Annotated in this window: 21 protein-coding genes; 10 read left to right on the top strand and 11 right to left on the bottom strand. The window is 73.5% G+C overall.

The window, feature by feature from the left end; all coding sequences use genetic code 11:
- Positions 1-10: 10 nt before the first annotated feature.
- From bioD to bioB, 3 genes are read right to left on the bottom strand one after another with little or no spacing between them, the layout of a single operon-like run.
- A complete protein-coding gene (gene bioD / locus ACZ47G_RS05675; RefSeq protein ID WP_465740187.1) occupies positions 11-745 on the bottom strand; it encodes a dethiobiotin synthase in 735 nt (244 codons plus the stop codon).
- A complete protein-coding gene (locus tag ACZ47G_RS05670; RefSeq protein WP_465740186.1) occupies positions 742-2,046 on the bottom strand; it encodes an adenosylmethionine--8-amino-7-oxononanoate transaminase in 1,305 nt (434 codons plus the stop codon). The genes bioD and ACZ47G_RS05670 overlap by 4 nt, the downstream gene beginning before the upstream one ends.
- Before the next feature lie 30 nt (positions 2,047-2,076).
- On the bottom strand, positions 2,077-3,312 hold the full coding sequence (bioB, locus tag ACZ47G_RS05665; RefSeq protein WP_465740185.1) for a biotin synthase BioB: 1,236 nt from the start codon (positions 3,310-3,312) through the stop codon (positions 2,077-2,079).
- A gap of 237 nt (positions 3,313-3,549) precedes the next feature.
- Here bioB and ACZ47G_RS05660 point away from each other — a divergent pair, with 237 nt between their 5' ends.
- A complete protein-coding gene (locus tag ACZ47G_RS05660; protein ID WP_465740184.1) occupies positions 3,550-4,389 on the top strand; it encodes a hypothetical protein in 840 nt (279 codons plus the stop codon).
- A 99-nt stretch (positions 4,390-4,488) separates the two neighbouring features.
- Here the strand turns inward: ACZ47G_RS05660 and ACZ47G_RS05655 are convergent, their stop codons facing one another.
- A complete protein-coding gene (locus ACZ47G_RS05655; protein WP_465740552.1) occupies positions 4,489-6,981 on the bottom strand; it encodes a DEAD/DEAH box helicase in 2,493 nt (830 codons plus the stop codon).
- A 253-nt stretch (positions 6,982-7,234) separates the two neighbouring features.
- Here ACZ47G_RS05655 and ACZ47G_RS05650 point away from each other — a divergent pair, with 253 nt between their 5' ends.
- Positions 7,235-8,434 (top strand): 8-amino-7-oxononanoate synthase, encoded by a 1,200-nt coding sequence (locus ACZ47G_RS05650; protein WP_465740183.1) that lies wholly within the window; start codon positions 7,235-7,237, stop codon positions 8,432-8,434.
- Positions 8,435-8,458: 24 nt separating this feature from the next.
- Here the strand turns inward: ACZ47G_RS05650 and ACZ47G_RS05645 are convergent, their stop codons facing one another.
- The 4 genes from ACZ47G_RS05645 to ligD form a co-directional block, all read right to left on the bottom strand.
- Entirely contained in the window at positions 8,459-8,827 is a 369-nt protein-coding gene (locus ACZ47G_RS05645; RefSeq protein ID WP_465740551.1) for a PIN domain-containing protein, read from the bottom strand.
- A 5-nt stretch (positions 8,828-8,832) separates the two neighbouring features.
- Positions 8,833-9,090, bottom strand: a complete 258-nt coding sequence (locus ACZ47G_RS05640; protein WP_465740182.1) for a hypothetical protein — start codon at positions 9,088-9,090, stop codon at positions 8,833-8,835.
- Positions 9,091-9,180: 90 nt separating this feature from the next.
- Positions 9,181-9,831 (bottom strand): GNAT family N-acetyltransferase, encoded by a 651-nt coding sequence (locus tag ACZ47G_RS05635; protein WP_465740181.1) that lies wholly within the window; start codon positions 9,829-9,831, stop codon positions 9,181-9,183.
- 152 nt (positions 9,832-9,983) lie between these two features.
- Positions 9,984-10,997, bottom strand: a complete 1,014-nt coding sequence (ligD, locus tag ACZ47G_RS05630) for a non-homologous end-joining DNA ligase (RefSeq protein ID WP_465740180.1) — start codon at positions 10,995-10,997, stop codon at positions 9,984-9,986.
- Between the two features lie 66 nt (positions 10,998-11,063).
- On the opposite strand from ligD, the gene ACZ47G_RS05625 reads away from it, so the two are divergent.
- A complete protein-coding gene (locus tag ACZ47G_RS05625; RefSeq protein ID WP_465740179.1) occupies positions 11,064-12,125 on the top strand; it encodes an ATP-dependent DNA ligase in 1,062 nt (353 codons plus the stop codon).
- 104 nt (positions 12,126-12,229) lie between these two features.
- Here the strand turns inward: ACZ47G_RS05625 and ACZ47G_RS05620 are convergent, their stop codons facing one another.
- Positions 12,230-13,639, bottom strand: coding sequence for a serine hydrolase domain-containing protein (locus tag ACZ47G_RS05620; protein ID WP_465740178.1), 1,410 nt, complete (start codon positions 13,637-13,639; stop codon positions 12,230-12,232).
- Between the two features lie 485 nt (positions 13,640-14,124).
- Between ACZ47G_RS05620 and tdh the strand changes: the two genes are divergently transcribed.
- The 3 genes from tdh to ACZ47G_RS05605 all read left to right on the top strand — a co-directional run bounded on the left by tdh (position 14,125) and on the right by ACZ47G_RS05605 (position 18,436).
- Entirely contained in the window at positions 14,125-15,153 is a 1,029-nt protein-coding gene (gene tdh / locus ACZ47G_RS05615) for an L-threonine 3-dehydrogenase (RefSeq protein ID WP_465740177.1), read from the top strand.
- Positions 15,154-15,270: 117 nt separating this feature from the next.
- On the top strand, positions 15,271-16,464 hold the full coding sequence (locus ACZ47G_RS05610; protein ID WP_465740176.1) for a glycine C-acetyltransferase: 1,194 nt from the start codon (positions 15,271-15,273) through the stop codon (positions 16,462-16,464).
- 355 nt (positions 16,465-16,819) lie between these two features.
- Complete coding sequence (locus ACZ47G_RS05605; protein WP_465740175.1) at positions 16,820-18,436, top strand: CocE/NonD family hydrolase; 1,617 nt, start codon at positions 16,820-16,822, stop codon at positions 18,434-18,436.
- A 144-nt stretch (positions 18,437-18,580) separates the two neighbouring features.
- Here ACZ47G_RS05605 and ACZ47G_RS05600 read toward each other — a convergent pair whose 3' ends face one another.
- Positions 18,581-19,945 carry a TolB family protein gene (locus ACZ47G_RS05600; protein WP_465740174.1) on the bottom strand — a complete coding sequence of 455 codons (1,365 nt, stop codon included), beginning with the start codon at positions 19,943-19,945 and terminating at the stop codon, positions 18,581-18,583.
- A gap of 268 nt (positions 19,946-20,213) precedes the next feature.
- On the opposite strand from ACZ47G_RS05600, the gene ACZ47G_RS05595 reads away from it, so the two are divergent.
- Positions 20,214-21,125 carry a LysR family transcriptional regulator gene (locus ACZ47G_RS05595; RefSeq protein WP_465740173.1) on the top strand — a complete coding sequence of 304 codons (912 nt, stop codon included), beginning with the start codon at positions 20,214-20,216 and terminating at the stop codon, positions 21,123-21,125.
- An 18-nt stretch (positions 21,126-21,143) separates the two neighbouring features.
- On the opposite strand, the gene ACZ47G_RS05590 is transcribed toward ACZ47G_RS05595, so the two are convergent.
- Positions 21,144-21,554 carry a GntR family transcriptional regulator gene (locus tag ACZ47G_RS05590; protein ID WP_465740172.1) on the bottom strand — a complete coding sequence of 137 codons (411 nt, stop codon included), beginning with the start codon at positions 21,552-21,554 and terminating at the stop codon, positions 21,144-21,146.
- 427 nt (positions 21,555-21,981) lie between these two features.
- Between ACZ47G_RS05590 and ACZ47G_RS05585 the strand changes: the two genes are divergently transcribed.
- The 3 genes from ACZ47G_RS05585 to ACZ47G_RS05575 all read left to right on the top strand — a co-directional run bounded on the left by ACZ47G_RS05585 (position 21,982) and on the right by ACZ47G_RS05575 (position 24,117).
- Entirely contained in the window at positions 21,982-22,275 is a 294-nt protein-coding gene (locus ACZ47G_RS05585; RefSeq protein WP_465740171.1) for a helix-turn-helix domain-containing protein, read from the top strand.
- Positions 22,276-22,408: 133 nt separating this feature from the next.
- The gene (locus tag ACZ47G_RS05580; protein ID WP_380459732.1) at positions 22,409-22,603 is read left to right on the top strand and encodes an FDLD family class I lanthipeptide; all 195 of its coding nucleotides are present in this window, start codon (positions 22,409-22,411) and stop codon (positions 22,601-22,603) included.
- 176 nt (positions 22,604-22,779) lie between these two features.
- A complete protein-coding gene (locus tag ACZ47G_RS05575) occupies positions 22,780-24,117 on the top strand; it encodes a lanthionine synthetase C family protein (RefSeq protein ID WP_465740170.1) in 1,338 nt (445 codons plus the stop codon).
- Positions 24,118-24,120 lie beyond the last annotated feature (3 nt).

Raw genomic sequence — 24,120 nt, 5'->3', positions numbered from 1 at the left:
GAAGCGGGCGCTATTCCGGCCGATGGAGGTGTGCGAAGTGCTCCGCGTTCCAACTGCCGCCCAGCTCGGGGGCCAGCGAGGCGACGGCCAGGGCCGGGAAGTCCTCGGCCGCGCCCGCCCGTTCCGGCAGGGCGCCGAGCAGCGGGGCGCCGGCCGAGCGGGGCAGGTCGGCGAGGTTGCAGCGTTCGGCGAGACCCGGCTCGGCGGGCCAGGAGCCGACCACGACACCGGCGAGCGGGAGTTCGCGGGCGGCCAGGGCCTCGGCCGTGAGCGAGACGATGTTGAGGGTGCCCAGGCCGGCGGAGGCGATCAGCAGCACCTCGGCGTCGAGGCCGGCGTCCCGTACGGCCCGGGCCTGGTCGGCCAGCGTACGGCCCTGGTCGTCGTAGCGGACGAGGAGCCCGCCCGCGCCCTCGACCAGTACCAGGTCGTGCGTCGCGGCGAGTTCGGCGACCTCGGCCACCACCTCGGCGGGGGAGAGGTACGGCATCCCGGCCCGCCGTGCGGCGGTGTCGGGGGCCAGCGGCTCGGGGTAGCGGACCAGCTCACGAATCGTCAGTTCGCCCGCCAGGCGCCGCACTTCGGCGGCGTCGCCCGGTTCGCCCGGTGCCACGCCGGTCTGTCCGGGCTTGAGCACGGCGACCTTGCGGCCGCCCCGCAGGGCCGCCGAGGCGAGGGCGGCCGTGGCGACGGTCTTGCCAACGTCCGTGTTGGTGCCCGTCACGAACAGGATGCGCGCGTTCATCCGGCCACCGCCGCGGCGGTCACGGCGGCGGCGATCCGTGCCACGTCCTGGTCCTCCGTCACGTAGGGGGGCATGGTGTAGATCAGGTCCCGGAAGGGCCGCAGCCAGACGCCCTCGCGGGCGGCCGCCTCGGTCGCCGCCGCGACGTTCACCGGGTGGTCCAACTGCACGACGCCGATGGCGCCTTGGACCCGCACGTCGTGCACGCCGGGAAGCGAGGCGGCCGGGGCGAGGCCGTCCCGCAGTCCGCCCTCGATGCGCTTGACCTCCACCGCCCAGTCCTGTCCGAGCAGCAGGTCCAGCGAGGCGTTGGCGGCGGCGCAGGCCAGCGGGTTGCCCATGAAGGTCGGGCCGTGGGCGAGGACGGGCATCTCGCCGCGGCTGATGCCGTCGGCGATCTCGCCGCTGCACAGGGCCGCGGCGAGCGTGAGGTAGCCGCCGGTGAGGGCCTTGCCCAGGCACATCACGTCCGGGGAGACGCCCGCGTGGTCGGCGGCGAACAGGGCGCCGCTGCGGCCGAAGCCGGTGGCGATCTCGTCGAAGACCAGCAACACGCCGTGGCGGTCGCAGAGTTCGCGCAGCATCCGCAGGTAGGCGGGGGAGTGGAACTGCATGCCACCCGCGCCCTGGACCACCGGCTCGACGATGACGGCGGCCAGCTCGTCGGCGTGACGCTCCATCAACTCCTCGAACCGCACGGCGTATTCGGGGTCGATCGGGGCGTCGAAACCGGCCGGCGGCTGCGGGGCGAAGAGCTGTCCGGGCAGCACCCCGCCCCACAGGTGGTGCATCCCGCCGTCCGGGTCGCAGACCGACATCGGGTGGAAGGTGTCGCCGTGGTAGCCGCCGCGCCAGGTCAGCAGCCGGCGCTTCCGCGGCCGCCCGGTGGACTGCCAGTACTGCAGGCACATCTTCATCGCGACCTCGACCGCGACCGAGCCGGAGTCGGCGAGGAAGACGTGCTGCAGCGGCTCCGGGGTGATCTCCACCAGGCGGGCGGCGAGCCGGACGGCGGGCTCGTGGGTGAGCCCGCCGAACATCACGTGGCTCATCCGCCCCAGCTGCTCGCGCACCGCCTCGTCCAGCACCGGGTGCCGGTAGCCGTGGATGGCCGCCCACCAGGACGACATCCCGTCGACCAGCTCGGCCCGCCCGCCCGCGACGGGCTCGGCCAGGCGCAGTCGGACGCCCGAGGCGGATTCGACCACGTACGGGGTGACGGTGCCGGGCATCGGCCCGTACGGGTGCCAGACGTGCGCCCGGTCGAGGGCGAGCAGCGTGTCCGTGGACAGCTGGGGCATGGTGAGATCGCTCCGGAGTGTGCGGGAGGGTCAGGCGTTGGGCGCGAGTTCGGTGCCGGCGCCGCGGCGGCGGACCTTGACCAGGTCGTCGCGCAGCTCGTCGTTGGCGCTCTCCGCGACCGCGACCGGGGCCGGGGCTGCGGCCGGGGTGCTCGCGGGCGCGTGCTCGTGCCCGCCGCACGGCCCGCAGCCGCCGCCGCTGCCGCACGCCGAGGCGGCGGTGCCGCAGCCTCCGCCCGCGTGCGCCGCCTCGGCGACGTCGGCGCGGTGGCGGGGCAGGGTGGCCTCGCCGGCGCCCTCGACCTCGAAGCCGGCGTCCTTGATCATGTCGAGGTCGGCCTGCCCGGCCTGGCCCTCGCTGGTCAGGTAGTCGCCCAGGAAGATCGAGTTGGCGATGTGCAGGCCGAGCGGCTGCATGGTGCGCAGGTGCACCTCGCGCCCGCCGGCGATCCGCACCTCGGTGTCGGGGTTGACGAAGCGGACCATCGCCAGGATGCGCAGGCAGCGCTGCGGGGTGAGGTTCCACTCCTTGGCGAGCGGGGTGCCCTCGAAGGGGATCAGGAAGTTGACGGGCACGGAGTCCGAGCCCAGCTCGCGCAGTGCGAACACCACGTCGACCAGGTCCTCGTCGGTCTCGCCCATGCCGGCGATCAGGCCGGAGCAGGCGGACAGGCCGGCTCCGTGGGCCTTCTGGACGGTGTCGACCCGGTCCGCGTAGGTGTGGGTCTTGGTGATGGTGCCGTAGGTGTTCTCGGAGGTGTTGAGGTTGTGGTTGTAGGCGTCGGCGCCGGCCGCCTTGAGCCGCTCGGCCTGGTTGTCGGAGAGCAGCCCGAGGCAGACGCAGATCTCGACCTCGGGGTCGGCGTCCTTGATGGCGGCCATGGTGTCGGTGACCCGGTCGATGTCACGGTCCGTCGGGCCGCGGCCGCTGGCGACCAGGCAGACCCGCTTGGCGCCGCCGGCCACCCCGGCGCGGGCGGCGTCGGCGGCCTGGTCCGGCTTCAGCCAGGTGTACTTGAGGATCTCGGCCTTGGACCCGAGCCGCTGGGAGCAGTAGGAGCAGTCCTCGGGGCAGAGCCCGCTCTTGAGGTTCACCAGGTAGTTGAGCTTGACCCGGCGGCCGAACCAGCGGCGGCGCACCTTGCCGGCCGCGGCGACCACGTCGAGCAGCTCGTCGTCGGTGGTGGCGAGGACGGCCAGGGCCTCCTCGCGGGTCGGGACTTCGCCGCGCAGGCCCTTGGCGGTGAGGGTATCGAGCAGATCCATGGGGCCGATCCTGCCTGCTGGCGCTCGAATGGCGCCAGAGCAAACCCACCAGAAGATCCCCGGAAGGATGTGCCGATTGCCACAGTGTCGAAGCTCACGGCGTCGGCGCTGGTCACGCGCTTGACGATGGCACCGGAGCCCGGTTACCGGCGAGTAGTGCGAGGGTGCGCGGAGCGGTGATCGACAAGGCCCGACCCCGTGACCCACGCCACCCGGCGGGTGCTTAGAATCTGCGCCATGACCACGCAGGGGGAGCGCCCCCCGACTCCGGGAGAGGGCCGCGACGGCCGGGCAGGACAGCGGACCGGCGGGGGGCCGGTCGAGGCGGAACCCAAGCGCGGCCGGCGGCTGACCGGCCGCCGGGCGGTCGGCTGGGTCGTCATGGCGGGCGTGGTCGCGGCCGGCGGATGGATCATCACCCAGCCGACGCCCGGCGACTACATACCCGGGCTGGGCCCGTCCGCCAAGGACGCCGACCGCACGCCCCCGGTGGTGGGCGCCCCGCCGCCGACCACCGACCCCGAGGGCCTCAACGCCGACAGCCTCTTCCCGGCCCAGCGGCCGGTCGACGCCATCGGCTACAAGGCCCGGCGCAACGGCATCCGGCAGGGCGAGAACTGCTCCGAGGTGCTCCAGGACCGCACCCAGGAACTGCTCAAGGACAGCGGCTGCCAGGCATACCTGACGGTCAGCTTCACCGGTGTCGACCACCCGGTGCTCTCCAGCGTCACCCTGCTGCGCTTCGCGGACCAGAACGCCGCCGCCAAGGCCGCCGACACCCTGCGCGACAAGCCCGGCACGGTCGCCTTCATCCTCGCCGACACCAACATCGCGCCCGCGCAGTCCGGCGGCGGCACCAAGCCCGGCGGTGAGCCGCGGATCGAGGCCGTCGGCCACTACGTGACCGTCACCACCTCCCGCGCCGGCGACGGCCGCCCGGCCGGCACCCCCACCCCGGGCACCCCCGCGGCGACCACCCCGGCGCCCGGCGCCTCGGGCACCGGCGGCGAACCGAACCTGGACGAGGCCACCCGCGCGCTGTCCTACGCGGCGGGGCAGCCGTTCGTCTGGATGTAGCCGCCGCGGTGTGACGAACGGCCAGGGGCCCGGCGCGCGATCCGCGCCGGGCCCCTTCCGCGTCCTCGGGCCCGGTCAGCCGCCGAGGTTTAGCCGAGGTCAGCCGCCGAGCCGGTCCACCGCCGTCACCCGCACCACCGCCCGGCCCTCCTCGTCCGAGCCGTACAGGTCGACCTCGGCGCTGATGCCCCAGTCGTGGTCGCCCTCCGGGTCGTCGAAGATCTGCCGGACCTTCCAGGCGGAGTCCTCCTCCTCGATGATCAGCATCTTCGGGCCGCGCGCGTTCGGTCCGGTGTCGAGGTCGTCGTACTCGTCCCAGTACCCGTCCATGGCGTCCGCCCAGCGGTCCGCGTCCCAGCCGTACTCGCCGTCCAGCTCGCCGAGTTCGTTCCAGTGCTCCAGCGCGCACAGCTCGACCCGGCGGAACATCTCGTTGCGCACCAGCACCCGGAACGCCCGCGCGTTCGCGGTGACCGGCGCCGGCTTGTCGTCCAGGGTGACCTCGGCGGTGGCCGCCTCGGTCGGGTTGGCCAGCTGCTCCCACTCGTCCAGCAGGCTGGAGTCGACCTGGCGGACCAGCTCGCCGAGCCAGGCGATGACGTCCTTGAGGTCGTCGGTCTTCACGTCCTCGGGGACGGTCTGCTCCAGCGCCTTGTACGCCCCGGCCAGGTAGCGCAGCACGATGCCCTCGGTGCGGGCGAGTTCGTAGAAGCCGACGTAGTCCGAGAAGGTCATCGCCCGCTCGTACAGGTCGCGCACCACGGACTTGGGCTGCAGCTGGTGGTCGCCGATCCACGGGTGCGCCCGGCGGTACACCTCGTACGCGTGGGTGAGCAGTTCCTCCAGCGGCTTCGGGTAGGTGATCTCCTGGAGCCGCTCCATCCGCTCCTCGTACTCGATGCCGTCGCGCTTCATCTCGCCGATCGCCTCGCCGCGCGCCTTGTTCTGCTGGGCGGCGAGGATCTGGCGCGGGTCGTCGAGGGTCGCCTCGACGACCGAGATGACGTCCATCGCGAACGAGGGCGAGGTCGGGTCGAGCAGCTCGAAGGAGGCCAGGGCGAAGGTGGACAGCGGCTGGTTGAGCGCGAAGTTCTCCTGGAGGTCCAGGGTCAGGCGGACGATCCGGCCCTCGGCGTCCGGCTCCGGCAGCCGCTCCACCACGCCGCCCTCCAGCAGCGAGCGGTAGATGGCGATCGTGGTGCGGATGTGCCGGCGCTGGGCGGCCTTGTCCTCGTGGTTGTCGGTCAGCAGCTTGCGCATCGCCTCGAAGGCGTTGCCCGGGCGGCCGATCACCGACAGCAGCATCGCGTGGCTCACCTTGAACCGGGAGACCAGCGGCTCCGGGTCGGCGGAGATCAGCCTCTCGAAGGTCTCCTCCGTCCAGCCGACGAAGCCCTCCGGCGCCTTCTTCCGCACCACCTTGCGCTTCTTCTTCGGGTCGTCCCCGGCCTTGGCGATCGCCTTGTCGTTCTCGATCACGTGCTCCGGCGCCTGGGCGACCACCTGGCCGACGGTGTCGAAGCCGGCCCGGCCGGCCCGCCCAGCGATCTGGTGGAACTCCCGGGCGCGCAGGATGCGCACCCGCTGCCCGTCGTACTTCGAGAGGGCCGTGAACAGCACCGTGCGGATCGGCACATTGACGCCCACGCCGAGCGTGTCCGTCCCGCAGATCACCTTCAACAGGCCCGCCTGGGCGAGGCGTTCGACCAGCCGACGGTACTTCGGCAGCATGCCCGCGTGGTGCACGCCGATGCCGTGGCGGACGAAACGGGACAGGTTGCGGCCGAACTTGGTGGTGAACCGGAAGCCGCCGATCAGCTCGGCGATGGCCTCCTTCTCCGCCTTCGAGCACATGTTGATGCTCATCAGCGACTGCGCCCGCTCCACCGCCTCCTTCTGGGTGAAGTGCACGACGTAGACCGGCGCCTGGCCGGTCTGCAGCAGCTCCTCCAGGGTGTCGTGCATGGTGGTGCGGCGGTACTCGTAGAACAGCGGCACCGGACGGGTCGCGTTGCGCACCACCGTGGTCGGACGGCCGGTGCGGCGGGTCAGGTCCTCTTCGAAGCGGCGCACGTCGCCGAGCGTCGCCGACATCAGCAGGAACTGCGCCTGCGGCAGCTCCAGCAGCGGGATCTGCCAGGCCCAGCCGCGGTCCGGCTCCGCGTAGAAGTGGAACTCGTCCATGACGACCTGGCCGATGTCCGCCCGCGCGCCGTCCCGCAGCGCGATCTGGGCCAGCACCTCGGCCGTGCAGCAGATGATCGGCGCGGTCGGGTTGACGCTCGCGTCGCCCGTCATCATGCCGACCTGCTCGGTGCCGAACATCTTCACCAGGTCGAAGAACTTCTCCGACACCAGCGCCTTGATCGGCGCCGTGTAGAAGGTCCGCTGCCCCTCCGCCAGCGCCGCGAAGTGCGCACCCGCCGCCACCAGGCTCTTCCCCGAGCCGGTCGGCGTCGCCAGGATCACGTTGTTCCCCGAGACCAGCTCGATCAGCGCCTCCTCCTGCGCCGGGTACAGCGTGATCCCGCGTTCCTCCGCCCAGGCTGCGAACGTCTCGTACAGCGCGTCGGGGGTGGCGGGCTTCGGCATCAGATCAAGGAGGGTCACCGGGCTATCTTGCCTGCTCGCCGCCACCCCGGGCAAAGCCCGGTGGCGGGGGTGGCGGCGGGACGGCGAGGCAGGGGAATCGCAGCGGACCATCAGCCGCACCGTGCCGTCGCGGAAGAGCCGGCCCCGGGCGCCGCTGCCGACAACCCGTGCGGGCGGCGACAGGAACACCCCCGCCGAGTTGTGCCGAGTCGCACATTGCCGCCATCTCGCGGGGCGTGCCAGAGTGCCGGGCATGTCCCGACCCCTTGTTTCCCAGAACCGCCCCGCCGCCCCGCCCGCCCCCGGCCACGTCTTCGACTGGCTCGACGAGGCCGCCGGGCTGCGGGCCGACGCCGGGCTGACCCGCCGGCTGCGCAGCCGGGGCGCCCAGGACCAGGTGCTGGACCTCGCCGGGAACGACTACCTCGGGCTGACCAGGCACCCGGCGGTGACCGCGGCGGCCGGGGAGGCGGCGCTGCGCTGGGGCGGGGGGTCGACGGGCTCGCGGCTGGTCACCGGGACGACCGCACTGCACACCGAACTCGAAGCGGAACTGGCCGAGTTCTGCGGGGTGGAGGCCGCGCTGGTGTTCTCCTCCGGGTACACCGCGAACCTCGCCGCGCTCACCGCGCTGACCGACCCGGACACCCTGATCGTCTCCGACGCCTACAACCACGCCTCGCTGATCGACGGCTGCCGGCTCGCCCGCGCCGACGTCCACCGCGCCCCGCACAGCGACCCGGCGGCCGTCGCCGAGGTGCTCGCCGGGCGGGAACAGCGGCGGGCGCTGGTGGTCACCGACTCGGTGTTCTCAGTGGACGGCGACGCGGCGCCGCTGCGCGGACTGTCCGAAGCCGTCCGGGCGTACGGCGCCGCGCTGCTGGTGGACGACGCGCACGGCCTGGGCGTGCTCGGCCCCGGCGGGCGCGGCGCCCTGGCCGCCGCCGGACTCGCCGGGGAGCCGGACACCGTCGCCACCGTGACCCTCTCCAAGTCCCTCGGCTCCCAGGGCGGCGCCGTCCTCGGCCCGCGCCGGGTCATCCGGCACCTCACCGAGACCGCCCGCACCTTCATCTTCGACACCGGCCTCGCCCCGGCCGCCGCCGGCGCCGCCCTCGCCGCCCTGCGGCTGCTGCGCGCCGAACCCCGGCGCGCCGACCGCGCCCGCGAGGTCGCCCGTACCCTCGCCACCCGGCTCACCGCCGCCGGCCTGCACGCCTGCGAGCCGGACGCGGCCGTCGTCTCGGTCCGCGCCCCCGGCCCGGAAGCCGCCGTCACCTGGGCCGCCGACTGCCTCCGCGCCGGCCTCGCCGTCGGCTGCTTCCGCCCCCCGTCCGTCCCGGACGGCATCTCCCGACTGCGCCTCACCGCCCGCGCCGACCTCACCGACACCCAGATCACCGAGGCCGTCCGGACCATCACCCGCCTGGCCCCGGCCGGTGCGCGGGCCTGACGGCGGGGCCCGGCCCGGGCTCGATCAGGGCGTGAGGTCGATGACTCGCACGTGCTGGCCGACCCACCGGCCGGGCTCGACGGTCGCGACGACCGCACCGGACGGACGCTCCGGGGTGGGGGCGGCGGCGTGGCGGGTGTGGGCCTGGGCCCAGGTGGTGTCACCGGCCACGGCCAGCGCGGCCGAGAGGTCGAGATCGAGGACGGTGACACCGGGAAGGGCCGCCAGGTGCTCGGCGGTGCCGGGCCGGGCGCGGTCGGCCTCCACCAGAGCGCACGCCGGTGCGTAGAGGTACCAGCCCGGCTCGGCGTGCGCCCGGTGGATGAGCCGGGACGCCAGCAGGTTGCCGCGGCCGGCCGCGACCATGGCCGTGTCGTCGAGGACGACGTGCAGTTCGGTCACCGGATCTCCGCCTCGGCCAGGCGCCGGTCCAGCTCGGCGTCCAACTGCTGGGTGTGCGCGGGGTCCGGGTCGTAGCCGTTCCAGGCCTTGAGGGCCGCGCGGGCCTGTTCGGCGCGCTCGGCCCGTTCGGCGGGGGTGAGCAGGGTCTCGGCGAGGTGGGCCAGGTAGGCGCGCAGCGAAAGGTGCTCGGCGGCCGCGATCTCGGAGAGTCTGTCGCGCGCCTCGACGGGAATTCGAACGTTGGCATCGGCCATGGGGTGCTCCCTTCGGTCGCATCCAGGGTACGGGTACGCACCCGTACCCGCCAGTCCGCAGGGTTGCCCGCCGCAGCCGTAGGGCCCGCCCTACGGCTGGCCGAGCACCAGCAGTGCCTCGGCGCCCACCGGCCGGTAGCCCGCAGCCTGGAAGGCGCGGACGCTGGGGGCGTTGCCGGGGGCCTGCTGGGCCCAGACGGTGTCGCCCTCGGGCAGCAGGTGGCGGGCGGCGGTGGCCAGGGTGCGGCCGAGGCCGCGGCCCTGGGCGGTGGGGTCGACCTCGACGGCCGTCTCCCACCGGCCGGCCACGCCGCGGCCGAGGATGAGCACGCCGCCGTCGGCCTCGTACACCCGGACGTCCTCGCGGTAGCGCAACGCCCTTACCACTCGGGGGTGTCGGCGGTCCTCGACCGGGGTGAGCGGCAGCGGCGGCGGGCCGGGGAGGCGGCCGGCGACGGAGAGCAGGTCGATGTTGTTGACGGTCCGTCCGGTCCGCTGGGCGAGGGCGGTCAGGAACGGCGGGCAGAGCGGCGCGGACAGCGGGTCGCCGGGGTCGGCGGCGAGGGCAGCCCGCACCCAGTCGGGGTCCTGGTCGGTGAACACCACGGCGTGGGCGGCGAAGGCGATCACCCCGGCCTCGCGCGGCGAGGGCTGGGGCAGCACCGTCACCGTCCCGTCCGGCGGCGGGAACACCCCGCCCGCCGCGTCCGCCAGGATCTCCGCCAGCCCCCGTGTGCCCATCGCGATTCCCTTTCCGTCCCGGTCGATGATCGCCAGCCTAAGACCGGCGCCACACCAACCGGTAACGCCAGAACAGCAGTTGCCGGAGCGTGAACCCCGGAAGCCACTGCCCGGCGGACGCCCGCACCTCGGCGAGCGTGGTGGGAGAGGGCCTAAGTCGCCTTCTTGCGGGCCCGGCTGGGCTGTACCCGGGGCGGTTCGCCGGCGGCCTTGGGGTGGTCGGGCGGGTAGGGGAGTTCGCCGAGGCCCTCGTCGTGGAGCTGCTTGTCGTACAGCTCCAGGAGGGCGTCCAGCCGGTAGGCGTGGTCCGCCATCTCGGCGTTGAGGTCGCCGAGTTCGGCGAAGCGGGCGGGGACGGTGCGCAGGTCGAAGTCCTCGGGGGAGGCGTCGTCGAGTTCGTCCCAGCGCAGTGGGGTGGAGGCGGTGGCGCGGGGGCGGGCGCGCAGGGAGTAGGCGGAGGCGATGGTGCGGTCGCGGGCCATCTGGTTGTAGTCGACGAAGATGCGTTCGCCGCGTTCCTCCTTCCACCAGGCGGTGGTCACCCGGCCCGGCATCCGCTGTTCCAGGACCCGTCCGAGGGCGATCACCGCGTGCCGGCCGTCGGTGAAGGTCCACTCGGGGACGAGCGGCACGTAGACGTGCAGGCCGCGCCCGCCGGAGGACTTGGGCCAGCCGCGCAGTCCGTGTTCCTCCAGCAGGGCGCGCAGTTCGTGGGCGGCGCGGACGGCGTCGTGGAAGTCGGTGCCGGGCTGCGGGTCGAGGTCGATGCGCAGTTCGTCGACGTGGTCGGTGTCGCCGCGCCGGACCGGCCAGGGGTGGAAGGTGAGGCAGCCCAGGTTGGCGGCCCACAGGACGGCGGCGGGCTCGGTGGGGCAGATCTCGTCGGCGGAGCGGCCGCTGGGGAACTCGATCCGGGCGGTGGGCAGCCAGTCCGGCAGGCCCTTGGGCGCGCGTTTCTGGTAGAAGAACTCGCCGTCGACGCCGTCGGGGAAGCGCTGGAGGGTGGTGGGCCGGTCCCGCAGGCCGTGCAGCACCCCGTCGGCGACGGCCAGGTAGTACTGTGCGACGTCCAGCTTGGTGAAGCCGCGCTCGGGGTAGTACACCTTGTCCGGGTTGGACAGCCGGACGGTGCGCCCGGCGACTTCCAGTTCGACGGCTGAGCCCATGGCTCCCACGCTAAGGGCGCCGCGCCCGGCGCGCGCCCCGAGCCCGTTGGGGTGAGGCTGGGAATCATGGACCTGCCCGTGATGCCGCCGGTGGCGCCGATGCTCGCCAAGTCGGTGGCCAGGATCCCGCCGGGGATGCAGTACGAGGCCAAGTGGGACGGCTTCCGCAGCATCGTGTTCCGCGACGGCGACGAGGTCGAGTTGGGCAGCCGTACCGGCAAGCCGCTGACCAGGTACTTCCCCGAACTGGTGGAGGCCTTCCGGCGGGAGCTGCCGCCGCGCTGCGTGCTGGACGGCGAGGTGGTGATCGCCCGGGACGGGCGGCTGCGCTTCGAGGAGCTGCTGGAGCGGATCCACCCGGCGGCGAGCCGGGTGAGAATGCTCGCCGAGCGCACGCCCGCCTCCTTCGTGGCCTTCGACCTGCTCGCCCTCGGTGACGACTCGCTGCTGGACGAGCCGCTCGCGGTGCGCCGCCCGGCCCTGGAGGCGGCGCTCGCCGACGCCGCCGACCCGGTGTTCACCGCCCCCGCCTCGACCGACCGGGAGCAGGCGCAGAGCTGGTTCGCCGAGTACGAGGGCGCCGGGCTGGACGGGGTGGTGGCCAAGCCGCTGGACCAGCCGTACCGCCCGGGCGAGCGGAGCATGTTCAAGATCAAGCACGAGCGCACCGCCGACTGCGTGGTGGCCGGCTACCGCGAGCACAAGAGCGGCCCGGTGGTCGGGTCGCTGCTGCTGGGCATCTACGACGACGGGCGCAGGCTCCAGCACGTCGGTGTCTGCGCCGCCTTCTCGATGGCCCGGCGCCGCGAACTGGTGGAGGAACTCGCCCCGCTCAGGATGGACGACCTCTCCCAACACCCCTGGGGCGCCTGGGCGGAGGAGTCCGCGCACGCCGAGGGCCGGCTGCCGGGGGCGGTCAGCCGCTGGACCGGTGGCAAGGACCTGTCGTGGATCGCGCTGCGCCCCGAGCGGGTGGTCGAGGTGGCGTACGACCACATGGAGGGCACCCGCTTCCGGCACACCGCGCAGTTCCGTCGCTGGCGGCCGGACCGCACGCCGGAGAGCTGCGGGTACGGGCAGTTGGAGGAGCCGGTCTCGTACGACCTCGGCAAGGTGCTGGGGATCTGAGGTGCCGAGGATCTGACGGGACGTCGTGGGCCCGCCCCGGTCGACGCCGGGACGGGCCCACGACAACTCACCGCAGCCGACTCACCGCAGTCGACTCGAAGCGGTCAGGCCCGCACCGTGGTCGGAGCGCTGCCCGTCGGCGAGGGCGCGCCGCTCCGGGAGGTGGTGGCCGACGGGGAGCCGGACGCCGTGCCCGAGCCGGGGGCTGACGGCGAGGCGGTCTCCGCCGGGAGCGCGTAGACGTGGTTCGGCGAGATGATCTTGGTGATCTCGTTCGCGAACAGCGTGGACGGCTCCTGGCCCTGGGAGATCACATCCGTGTTGAGCAGCAGCACCAGGGTGGCCTGGGCGTCCGGCATGTACACCGCGACGCTCTCGAAGCCCGGCATCGAGCCGTTGTGCCCGATCCACCCGCCGTTGTTGAACAGCCCGAAGCCGTAGGTGACGCCGGGGTCGCCGGTCGGCAGGGTCTTCAGGCGCTCGGTCTGGCTGGCCGGGCTGATGATGGCGCCGGTGGCCATGGTCTTCGCCCAGCTCTCCAGGTCGCCGAGCTGGGTGATGACGGCCCCGGCGGTCCACGCCCAGGACGGGTTCCAGTTGGTGGAGTCCTGGATCGACCCGTCCGGCGTCTGGTTGGTGTAGCCGTGGGCGTGCGGGTCGGGGAGGGTCCCGTCGCTGGGGAAGCTGGTCTTGCTCAGCGAGGCCGGCGTGAACACCTGGGCCTGGAGGAAGTCACCGGCGCTCTGCCCGCTGACCTTCTCGATCAGCTTGCCCAGCAGGATGTAGTTGCTGTTGCTGTACTGGAACTTGGTGCCGGGCGGGAACATGGCGGGGTGCTTGTAGCCGTAGGCGAGCAGCTGGTCCGGGGTGAACACGTGGTTCGGGTCGTTGATCAGGGTGTTCACGAAGTCCGGGTCGGAGCTGTACGGGAAGAGCCCGCTGCGCATCTCGCCGAGCTGGCGCACGGTGATGCCGTCGCCGCCGGGGACGCCGTCCACGTACTTGGAGATCGGGTCGTCCAGGCCGACCTTGCCCTGGTCCACCAGCCGCAGCACGGCCGTCGCGGTGTAGGTCTTGCTCTCGCTGCCGATGCGGGTGAACAGCCCGGCGTCCATCGGGGTGTTGGCGGTCTTGTCGGAGACGCCGAAGGACTTCTGGTAGGTGCCGTTCGGCGTGAGGATCCCGACCGAGATGCCGGGGACGGCGTTCTGCTTCAGCACCCGCTGGATCGCGGCGTCCAGCTGGGCGGTGACGGCGGGGGTCAGCGGCACCACCGCGTTCGAGGAGGCGCTGCCCGAAGCGGTCGCGGACGGGCTGAGCGCCGCCGGCTCGGCGGTGACCGCCGGGTCGGCGGCCTGCCCGCCCGACTTCGAGTCGCCGGAGCAGGCGGAGACGGCGAGCAGCCCGGTCAGGGCCAGGGCGGCGGCGGTCGCGCGGGCGACGGAACCGCGGGCGACGGAACCGCGGGCGACGGAACGGGGTGCGGCCGCTCGCGGCCGTCGGATCTTGGTCATGTGTCGAGAGCGCCTCTCTGGGGCGGACGGCCCTTGGCGAAGGGCCCCGGAGCGCTGCTCCACGGGGCCGTCGGGGGGATCGTCGTCACCGTAAGCACCGGCCTCGAACGCCCGCGCGCCGGTGGCGGCCGGGCTGGCCCGAACGGACCCAACGCCCACCCGAGTGGCCCCCGCCGCTCCCGCCCCGCTGGCGGACCGTTGTCAAGTACCCCGGTGGCACGGCCGGTTGGTGTCGCGACCGGTGCCCCGCGCTCGGCCGGACGGGTGAGCACCGGCATGCCGCAGCCGCCTCCGGGCCCAGCTCGGGCACGATCGTTTAGCCCAGCTGTGGTCGCCCTTAAGAATTCCTCGATGGACCGCACCCCCTCCCACCAGGCAGATTTCTGCCTGCCGGAGCGTGCCCGTGAGGAGCGGCCGAACCGCGCCCCCTCGGCCTGCCCCACCTCCGGAGGCCGCCCCGATCAGCACGTCAGGAGCCGTCGCCCGTGAAGGCACTCGTCAAGCAGAACGCCGAGCCCGGCCTCTGGATGATCGACGTCCCGAAGCCCGAGATCGGGCCCGGCGAGGTGCTGATCAAGGTGCTGCGCACCGGCATCTGCGGCACCGACCTGCACATCCGCAAGTGGGACGGCTGGGCGCAGCAGACCATCAAGACCCCGCTGGTGCTCGGCCACGAGTTCGTCGGCGAGGTCGCCGAGCTCGGCGCCGGTGTCGCGGACATCGCGATCGGCGACCTGGTCAGCGGCGAGGGCCACCTGGTCTGCGGCAAGTGCCGCAACTGCCTGGCCGGGCGCCGCCACTTGTGCCGCAACACCATCGGCCTGGGCGTCAACCGGGACGGCGCCTTCGCCGAGTACGTGGCCCTGCCGGCCTCCAACGTCTGGGTGCACCGGGTGCCGGTCGACCTCGACGTGGCCGCGATCTTCGACCCCTTCGGCAACGCCGTGCACACCGCGCTGTCCTTCCCGCTGGTCGGCGAGGACGTGCTGGTCACCGGCGCCGGCCCGATCGGCATCATGGCCGCCGCCGTCGCCAAGCACGCCGGCGCCCGCAACGTGATGATCACCGACGTCTCCCCGTACCGCCTCGACCTGGCCCGCCGGGTCGGCGTGACGCTGGCGCTCAACGTCGCCGAGCACACCATCGAGGAGGGCCAGCAGAAGCTGGGCCTGCGCGAGGGCTTCGACGTCGGCCTGGAGATGTCCGGCCGCCCCGAGGCGATGCAGTCGATGATCGCCAACATGACCCACGGCGGCAAGATCGCCATGCTGGGCCTGCCGGCCGAGGACTTCCCGGTGGACTGGGCCTCGATCGTCACCTCGATGATCACCATCAAGGGCATCTACGGCCGCGAGATGTTCGAGACCTGGTACGCGATGTCCGTACTGCTGGAGGGCGGCCTGGACCTCAGCCCGGTGATCACCGGCCGCTACGCCGCCACCGAGTTCGAAGCCGCCTTCGACGATGCCGCGAGCGGCAACTGCGGCAAGATCATCCTCGACTGGACCGCCTGAGCTCCGCCGGAGTCCTGCCGAGTCCCGCCCGAGTCCTGCCTGAGTTCCGCCCGAGCCCTGCCTGGGCCCGCCGATCCGCCGATCCGACGCTCCGCCGTCACGACTAGGAGTCTGCCCGTGTTCGACAACGTGCGCGCCGACATCGCCACCACCCTCGACGAGATCCGCGAGGCCGGCCTGTTCAAGCCGGAGCGGGTGATCGGCAGCCCGCAGAGCGCCGAGGTCACCGTCACCTCCGGGGGCCGCCCCGGCGAGGTGCTGAACTTCTGCGCCAACAACTACCTCGGCCTGGCCGACCACCCCGAGGTGCTCGCCGCGGCCAAGGACGCCCTGGACCGCTGGGGCTACGGCATGGCCTCGGTGCGCTTCATCTGCGGCACCCAGGACGTGCACAAGGAGCTGGAGGACCGCCTCTCGGCCTTCCTCGGCCAGGAGGACACCATCCTCTACTCCTCCTGCTTCGACGCCAACGGCGGCGTCTTCGAGACCATCCTCGGTGCGGAGGACGCCGTCATCTCCGACGCGCTCAACCACGCCAGCATCATCGACGGCATCCGGCTCAGCAAGGCCCGCCGCCACCGCTACGCCAACCGCGACCTGGCCGACCTGGAGCAGCAGCTCAAGGAGACCCAGGACGCCCGCCGCCGCCTGATCGTCACCGACGGCGTCTTCTCGATGGACGGCTACGTCGCCCCGCTGCGCGAGATCTGCGACCTGGCCGACCGCTACGACGCCATGGTCATGGTCGACGACTCGCACGCCGTCGGCTTCGTCGGCGCCGGCGGCCGGGGCACCCCCGAACTGCACGGCGTGATGGACCGGGTGGACATCATCACCGGCACCCTGGGCAAGGCGCTCGGCGGCGCCTCCGGCGGCTACGTCGCCGCCCGCCGGGAGATCGTCGCCCTGCTGCGCCAGCGCTCCCGCCCGTACCTGTTCTCCAACTCGCTGGCCCCGGTGATCGCGGCCGCGTCGCTGAAGGTGCTCGACCTGGTCGAGCAGTCCAACGAGCTGCGCGAGCGGCTGGCGGCCAACACCGCGCTGTTCCGCTCGAAGATGACCGAGGCCGGGTTCGAGATCCTGCCGGGCGACCACCCGATCGCCCCGGTGATGATCGGCGACGCGGCGAAGGCGGGCCGGCTCGCCGAACTCCTGCTGGAGCGCGGCGTGTACGTGATCGGCTTCTCCTACCCGGTGGTCCCGCACGGCCAGGCCCGGATCCGGGTCCAGCTGTCCGCGGCGCACTCCACCGAGGACGTCGAGCGCGCGGTCGCGGCTTTCGTGGACGCCCGCGCCGCGATGGAGGGCTGACCGCCCCGGACCGCCGGGCCCGGGCAGGGCCCGCACAGGCTGCCCGCGGGCCGGACCGCTCGGAACCGGACCGGCCCGCGGGCTCACAACCGCCGTGCGGCAGTGGCGAATCGATTCGCCCCCGCCGCACGGCCACCAAACCACCTGCCCCACCCTCCCGCTACGGAGGTGGGACGCCGGCCCGTACCGGTGTCCCACCTCCGTTCGCGGTTTCCGGGGTCCTTCGGGGAGGGGCGTCCGGGGGCGACCGTACGTTACCGGCCAGTAATTTGGCTGATCACCACCTCCTCTGAGGAGGCGTCAGATCCCTAGGCTCACCATGATCACATCGGGTGAACTGAGGGAGCAGAGCGTGATGGCACGACCCCACCGGACCGGCGGACAGCTGACGGGCGGACAGCGGGCGGCGAGCGCCGTCCTGGCCCTGGCGCTCGGGTTCGGGGCGGGGATGGCGGCTCAGCCCGCCGTCGCGGCGCCCGCGTTCGAGCCCGCCGCATCCGCCGCATCCGCCGGCGCCTCGGCGTTCGGCGGTTTCCGGCTGGCGGACATCACCGCCCGGGACGGCGTCGTCCTCAAGGCCGACGTGTTCACCCCGCCCGCCGGGACGCCGGGGGCGGACGCCCGGGGGCGCTACCCGGTGGTGGTGCAGCCGGCCAGCTGGGGGCAGAACGACCTGGAGTACGTCGCCCAGGGGCACAAGTTCGCCGCCGCCGGGTACGTCGTCGTGACGTACACCGTCCGCGGCTTCTGGGGGTCGGGCGGGGAGGTGGACGTCGCCGGGCCCAAGGACGTCGCCGACATCTCCACGGTGATCGACTGGGCGCTCGCCCACACCCAGGCCGATCCGGACCGGGTCGGCATGATCGGCCTGTCGCTCGGCGGCGGCCTCACCCTCCTCGGCGCCGCGTTCGACCGGCGGATCAAGGCCGTCGCCTCGCTGAGCGGCTGGGCCGACCTCACCGACGCGCTGTACAGCGGGCAGACCCGGCACACCTCCGCCGCCAACCGGCTGGCCACCATCGAGGGCCTGACCGGCCGCAAGAGCCCGGAGTTCGCCACCGCCCTGGACGACCTGTTCGCGGACCACGACCTGCCCGCGGTGGTCACGTGGGCGGACGTCCGCTCGCCCGCCACCTACCTGGACCGGATCAACGCCAACGGTGCCGCGGTCTACCTCGCCAACGGCTGGAGCGACAGCTTCTTCAACCCCGGCCAGATGACCGACTTCTACCAGCGGCTGACCGTGCCCAAGCGCCTGGAGCTGCGGCCCGGCGACCACGCCAGCCAGGAGTTCACCGGCCTGCTCGGCTTCTCCAACGCCACCTGGGACAACGCCCGCGGCTGGCTGGACCGCTACCTCAAGGGCTCGCCCGGCGCGAACGACCAGGCGCAGGGCGTGGACCTGGAGGTCCGGCCGAGCGGCGCCCACGAGGCCTACCCGGACTGGCGCTCCGTCGCCTCCCGCACCGAGCGGCTGAGCTTCGGCGACAGCTCCACCGTCCGCGGCGACCAGCCGTCCGGTGCGAGCGGCGGCGTCGTGCTGCTCTCCGGCCTGGTCGACCAGTGGCTGCACCAGCCGCCGACCGTCCTGGTGCCGCTGCTGGACCGGGACGCCGCCGCCGTCCGGCAGTCGGAGCCGTACCGGCAGGGCCTCTCGGTGCGCGGGGCCGCCCGGGTGCACACCACCGTGACCGGCTCCGCGCCGCAGGGCACGGCCGTCGCGTACCTCTACGACGTGGACGCCCTCGGTGTCGGCCGGCTGATCGCCCACGCCCCGCAGAGTTGGTCCGGCCGGCCGGTCGGTCAGCCCTTCCCGCTGGACGTCACGCTGTTCCCCGCCGCCTACGACCTCCCGGCCGGGCACCGGCTGACCCTGGTGCTCGGCACCCACGACGACCTGTACGGCGGCGAGACGCCGAAGGGCAGCACGGTGACCTTCGGTCCGGCGGAGGTCTCCCTGCCGGTGCGATGAGGTCCCGGTCCTCCTCCCCGGCCGGACGGGGCCCCGGCGCGGGGAGGAGGGGGCGGGCCCGAGGTCAACAGCTGGGATGGATCCGATCGGAAACTACGTCAACTGTTGTAATCGAAGGGGAAGCTGGGCCGGACGACGGGCCGGTCACAGCCGGCGCAGGAACACGTCCAGGTGGCCGCTGGTGTCGCCCGGGACGAGGTTGGCGTCCTCGGCCGTGAAGACGACGGTGTCGCCGGTGGCGTCGACGTACGGGCTGTCGGAGCCGCCGGTGCTCTGCCCGCCGTCCCGGGTGGCGGTGACCCGCTCGATCCGGCCGGTCTGGAGGTCCCGGCGGAAGACGTCGTTCTGCCCGTTGGTGTCGCCGGGCACCAGGTCGTCCGCGCCGGAGTCGAAGTAGACCCAGCGGCCGTCGGCGGTCATGGCCGGGTCGTAGGCGCCCTCGGTGGTCGTGGTGCCGGGCAGGGGGGTGTTGACCAGGGTGGTCCGGCCGGTGGCCAGCTCCCGGACGTAGAGGTCCATCCGGATGCCGTGGGTGCCGGGCCGCCCGACGCCGTAGACCGGCAGGCCGTAGAGGGCGAAGCGGCCGTCGGGACTGATCCGGGCGTCGTTGCCGCTGCCGGTCAGCGCGCCGGTGGCGTCCAGGCTGGCGCCGGTGATCCCTCCGGTGTCGGCCTTCCAGACGAAGTACGGGTAGAACAGGGGGCCGGCCAGCCCGGCCGCCGCCGGGGCGGTGGCGGGCGCGGCCGGGACGAGGTTGGCCGCCCGGGAGGTGAAGCCGACGGTGGCGCCGTCCGCGCTGATGGTCGGGCGGAAGGAGTTGTTGTCGGCAGGCTCGCCGTCGATCCCGGTGGTGATCAGCCGGGTGGTGTGGGTCCAGCGGTCGGTGACGAACACGTTCTGCTTGCCGCGGTGCACGCCGGGGGCCAGGTCGGTGCGGTCGGAGGCGAAGGCGACGTAGCGGCCGTCCTGGCTCAGCGACGGGTTGACGGCGCTGCGGATGGACTCGTCGTCGGAGGTGGCGAGGGTGCCGGTGGAGATCGGTTCGGTGCGGCCGGTCCAGCGGTCGCGGACGTAGACGTCGCTCCGGTGCCTGGCCTGGCCGGGCAGCACATTGGTGGCGGCGGTGCTGAAGGCGACGTAGCGGCCGTCGCCGCTGATCGAGGCGTCCGTGGTGGCGGCGTTCAGCCGGGAGCCGTCGGCGGCCACACTGGCCCGCTCCAGGTGCCCGTTGCGCAGGTCCCGGACGTAGACGTCGCCGCCGTTCGGGGCGCCGTCGGGCAGCAGGTCGGTCGCGGTCGAGGAGAACAGCGCGGACCGGCCGTCGGCGCTCAGCCCGAGCGCGTACGAGGGGCCGTTTAGCTGCTCGCCCTTGCCGCCCTCGCTGACCCGGGCGGTGTCGCCCTTGGGTGGCCGGGCCTCGGCGGCCGGCATCACGGCGCCGGCCGCGAGGGCGGCCAGCAGCACGCAGGCGGCACGGGCCAGGCTGCGGCGGGAACGCGCGGTGGTCATGGATCATCCTCCCCAGATGACGAGTGCCGGGCCCGCGGCTGCCCAGGGCTGCCCGCGGACCGGCTCGGCCACGAGCCAAGCGCCGATCGAGCGCGACGGTCAACGGCGCCCGGCGATCTCGCCCCGAAATACGCCACCGGTGGTACTGCTTCGCGAGCCGGCCCCGAGAACCGGACCGAGCCGGCCCCGGACCGCTCCCGAAGCGGCCGCGAGCCGGCCCCGAGCCGGCCCCGACGGTCCACTCGGCGACGCTGGCAGAATTGGCCCTGTGATCGACGCACGACGGCTGCGGACCCTCCGGGCCGTGGCGGACCACCGCACCGTGACCGCCGCGGCGGCCGCCCTCTACCTGACCCCCTCCGCGGTCTCCCAGCAGCTGGCCGCCCTGGAGCAGGAGACCGGGCACCACCTGCTGGCCCGGGAGGGCCGGGGCGTGCGGCTGACCGCCGCCGGGGAGATCCTGCTCGGCCACGCGGACGCGGTGCTCGCCCAGCTGGAGCGCGCCGAGGCCGACCTCGCCGCCTACAGCGCGGGCGTCGCGGGCGAGGTCACCGTGGCCTCCTTCGCCACCGGCATCTCGCACGTGCTCGCCCCGGCGATCGGCCTGCTCGCCGGGCACGCGCCGGGGGTGCGGCTGAAGGTCCTGGACGCCGAGGGCGACGCCAGCCTGCCGATGGTGCTGGACGGGCGGGCCGACCTCGCGGTGGCCGTCGAGTACCGGGGCGCCCCGCGCGCCGACGACGCCCGGCTGACCAGGGTCCCGCTGTACGCCGAGCCCTTCGAGGCGGTGCTGCCGCTGGCCCACCCGCTGGCCGCCGAGTCCGGGCCGCTCGCGGTGGCCGCGCTGGCCGGCGAGCCGTGGATCGGGCCCTACCCGGGCAACCCCTGCCACGACGTGGTCCTGCTGGCCTGCGAGCACGCGGGCTTCCAGCCGCGCCTGCTGCACTCCTCGGACGACTTCCGGGCCGTGGTGGCGCTGGCCTCGGCCGGGGCCGGCGTCGCGTTGGTGCCGCGCTCGGCGCTGCGCGGGGTGGACCTGGCCCGGGTGGCGGTCCGTCCGGTCGACAGCGAGCTGGCCACCCGCCGGGTCTTCGCCGCCGTCCGGGCCGGCGCCGACGGCCACCCGCTGATCCGCCCGGTGCTGGACTCGCTCGCCGAGGCGGCCGCCGAGGGCGCCTGACCCGCGGGGCGACACCCCCTAGGGGCGCGGCTGCTGGGCCACCCGGCGCGGGGTCGCGGCGCCCTCGGCGGGGTGGGGCATGCGTTCGATCGCGGAGATCAGCGAGGACCGGGCCACGCCGTGGGCGTCGGCGACGGAGACCAGCCGGCGCAGCTGGTCGGAGAGGCCCGCGACCTCGGTCGGCCCGGATCCGGAACGCGCGACGACGATGATTCCGCGGCCCCGGCCGAAATCGATCAGGCCTTTCGCGCGCAATTTCCGCAGGGCCCGCAGCACGGTGTTCCGGTTGACTCGGAAATTCGCCGACAAAGCGCTCGCCGAAGGCAGCGACTCACCTTCGGCGTATTCCCCCCGTTCGATCGACCACTGGAGCCGACGTTCGATCTGGACGTGCAGTGGGGATTGCGAGCCCGTCAACGCAATGCTCATGTCATCGATGGTAACCGGTTTGGTTTAGGGGGAGTCAAGTACCGGTCGGGGCGGAACCGGTGGGACGGGACGGAACCCGACAAGCGGTGGGCGCAATTCCGGATCGGCCCGACCGGTTCCGCCGGCCGTGGCCCCGGGCCCCGGTCGAAGACCTCCACGGACAGTGAGAATGGTGCCAATGGAACCATCCCCGCCGGATGGCGGGGGTTTCCCCGGAGCGCCGCGTTCCGGCTGTGCGGGGAATCCCGTGATTCCGCCGGACAACCCCTCCGGACGGTCGGACGGCCCGGTCCGGGGCGGTCCTGACGCTCCGTAGCCACCGGCGGATCATGGTTGCTTCCGGTTCGAACTGTGCCTACGTTCTGTCCTGTGCGGCCCGGACGGAGCCGCCCCACCGAATCCGTCGGATGGACAACGGGGAGATGACGTGAATGACTTCGCGAGGACCACGGCGGCCGCCGGAAGCGAACCCGCCTGGACCCGCGCACTGGACCGTCTCGGCCGGCTGACACCCCGCGAGCGCGAGGTATTCGTGATGCTCGCCGAGGGCCTGAGCAACCATCAGATGGCGGCCCGGCTGCAGGTCACCGAACGCACCGTACGGGCCCATCTCACGGCCGTACTGGAAAAACTCGAACTCGAATCCCGGCTCTCCGGCTGCCTCGCCTCCTATGCCCACCTCATCGCACCCGAGCGGACCCGGCAGGCACCCGCCGCCTGAATCCCGGAAACCGTGGGACTGTCGTCGGCGACAATAGCCACGGAAAGCTGGCCGGGACATCATCGAATCGCGGGGGAGAAGCCCCCGGACCCCTCCGGGAAACCGGAGTGGGCGGATTCGAAGGGAATTCACGATGTCCGACAACGCATTCGACCTGGACGCCCGCATCAGCTCGCCGGTCCAGGGTGGCGGCCAGCTGCCCACGCCGTCGATCAGCAGTCTGGCCACCCGCACCGTCTGCACCCGGATCGGCTGCAAGGTGACCTCGACCTGTGTCTGCACCAGCCTGTGCACCTCGGGCTTCTGCTCGAACCCGTCGCAGGACTGACATCCGGTGAGGTGACGGGTGCTGCCGTGGATTCAGGACACGGCAGCACCCGTCCGCCCATTCTCGCGCCGGGCCGTCCGAAAACTCCAGGGCCGTCACAGCGCCGGCCCGCCACGGCCTCCGAGGCCACCGCTCCGAGGCCACCACTCCGAGGCCACCGCTCCGAGGGAGAACGCATGCACACCGTCCGGGAAACCGGCGAACCGCCCGTCCGTACCCCCGACGCCCCGCTCGCCGAACGGGTCCGCGACGCGGTGCGCCTCGTGGTGTCCCGGACCGCGACCACCGACCAGTGGGCCGAACTCGCGCTGCGCGCCGCCGACCAGGCCGCCGTACCGATGGGCTGGTACCCGCCCAGCCTGAGCCACGGCCAGGCCGGCCTCGCCCTCCTCCACCTGTACGCCGCCCGGGCCGGCCTCGGCGACCGCGAGCACGCCCACGGCCACATCCGCGAGGCGGTACTCGCCACCCAGGTCGAACCGCTCTCCGGCCCCGGCCTGTTCGGCGGCACCGCCGGCCTCGCCCTGGCCCTGGCCGACTGCGCCGAGGACGAACCCCGCTTCCGGCCCAGCCTGCTGCGGCTGTACGAGCAGCTCGCCGAGCAGGCGATCGCCACCGAGTGGCCGGCCGACGGGCAACCGGTCAGCGACTCCGACTACGACCTGGTCAACGGCGCGGCCGGCGTGCTGGCCTGCCTCACCGCCCCGGCCGAGCCGAGTCCAAGGGTCCGCGAGGCCGCCGCCGTGCTGCTCGACCGGCTGATCCGGCTGGCCGGCCCCGACCGGCCGGAGGGCACCCCGCCGGGCTGGCTGCTGCGGCCCGAGGTCTACCCGCCGGTCGGCGACTACCACCGGCAGTACCCGCACGGCTACCTCAACCTGGGTGTCTCCCACGGCGTGCCCGGGGTGGCCGCCGCGCTCGCCGTCGCCTGGGCGGCCGGCCACCGCCGCCCCGGCCAGCGCGAGGCCCTCGCCGCGCTCACCGGCTGGCTGCTGCGCCACCGGCTGACCGACGACCAGGGCCCGCTGTGGGCCAACGGCGTCCCGGTCGACGAGCACGGCGCCGAGCGGCCGCTCGCCCACTGCCACGACCAACTCGCCTGGTGCTACGGCACCGCCGGGATCGCCGCCGCCCTGCTCACCGTCGCCGACGCCACCGGGGACGCCGGACTGCGGGCCACCGCCGTCGAGGCCTTCGAGGCCGCACTGCGCCGCGCGGCCGGCGCCGAACTGCGCGCCCCCACGCTCTGCCACGGCCTGGCCGGACTCGTCATGCTCGCCCGGGAGTTCGCCCCGCACAGCGCGGCCGCCCGGGGTGCGCTGCCCGGGCTGCTGGAGCGGCTGCTGGCGTACGCCGACCCCCGGCACCCGGTGGTGTTCGCCGACGAGGACCTCCCCGGCAACACCGTGGACGACCCGGGGCTGCTGTCCGGCGCCGCCGGCGTCGCCCTGGCCCTGCTGGCGGCCCTCGCGCAGCAGCGGCCCGCCTGGTTCCGCGTCTTCCTGGGGCGGTGAGCC

The sequence above is a fragment of the Kitasatospora sp. NPDC030952 genome (assembly GCF_055571335.1).
Note: the sequence above shows the minus strand (reverse complement) of the source record. Positions and strands in the feature narration are given on the sequence as shown.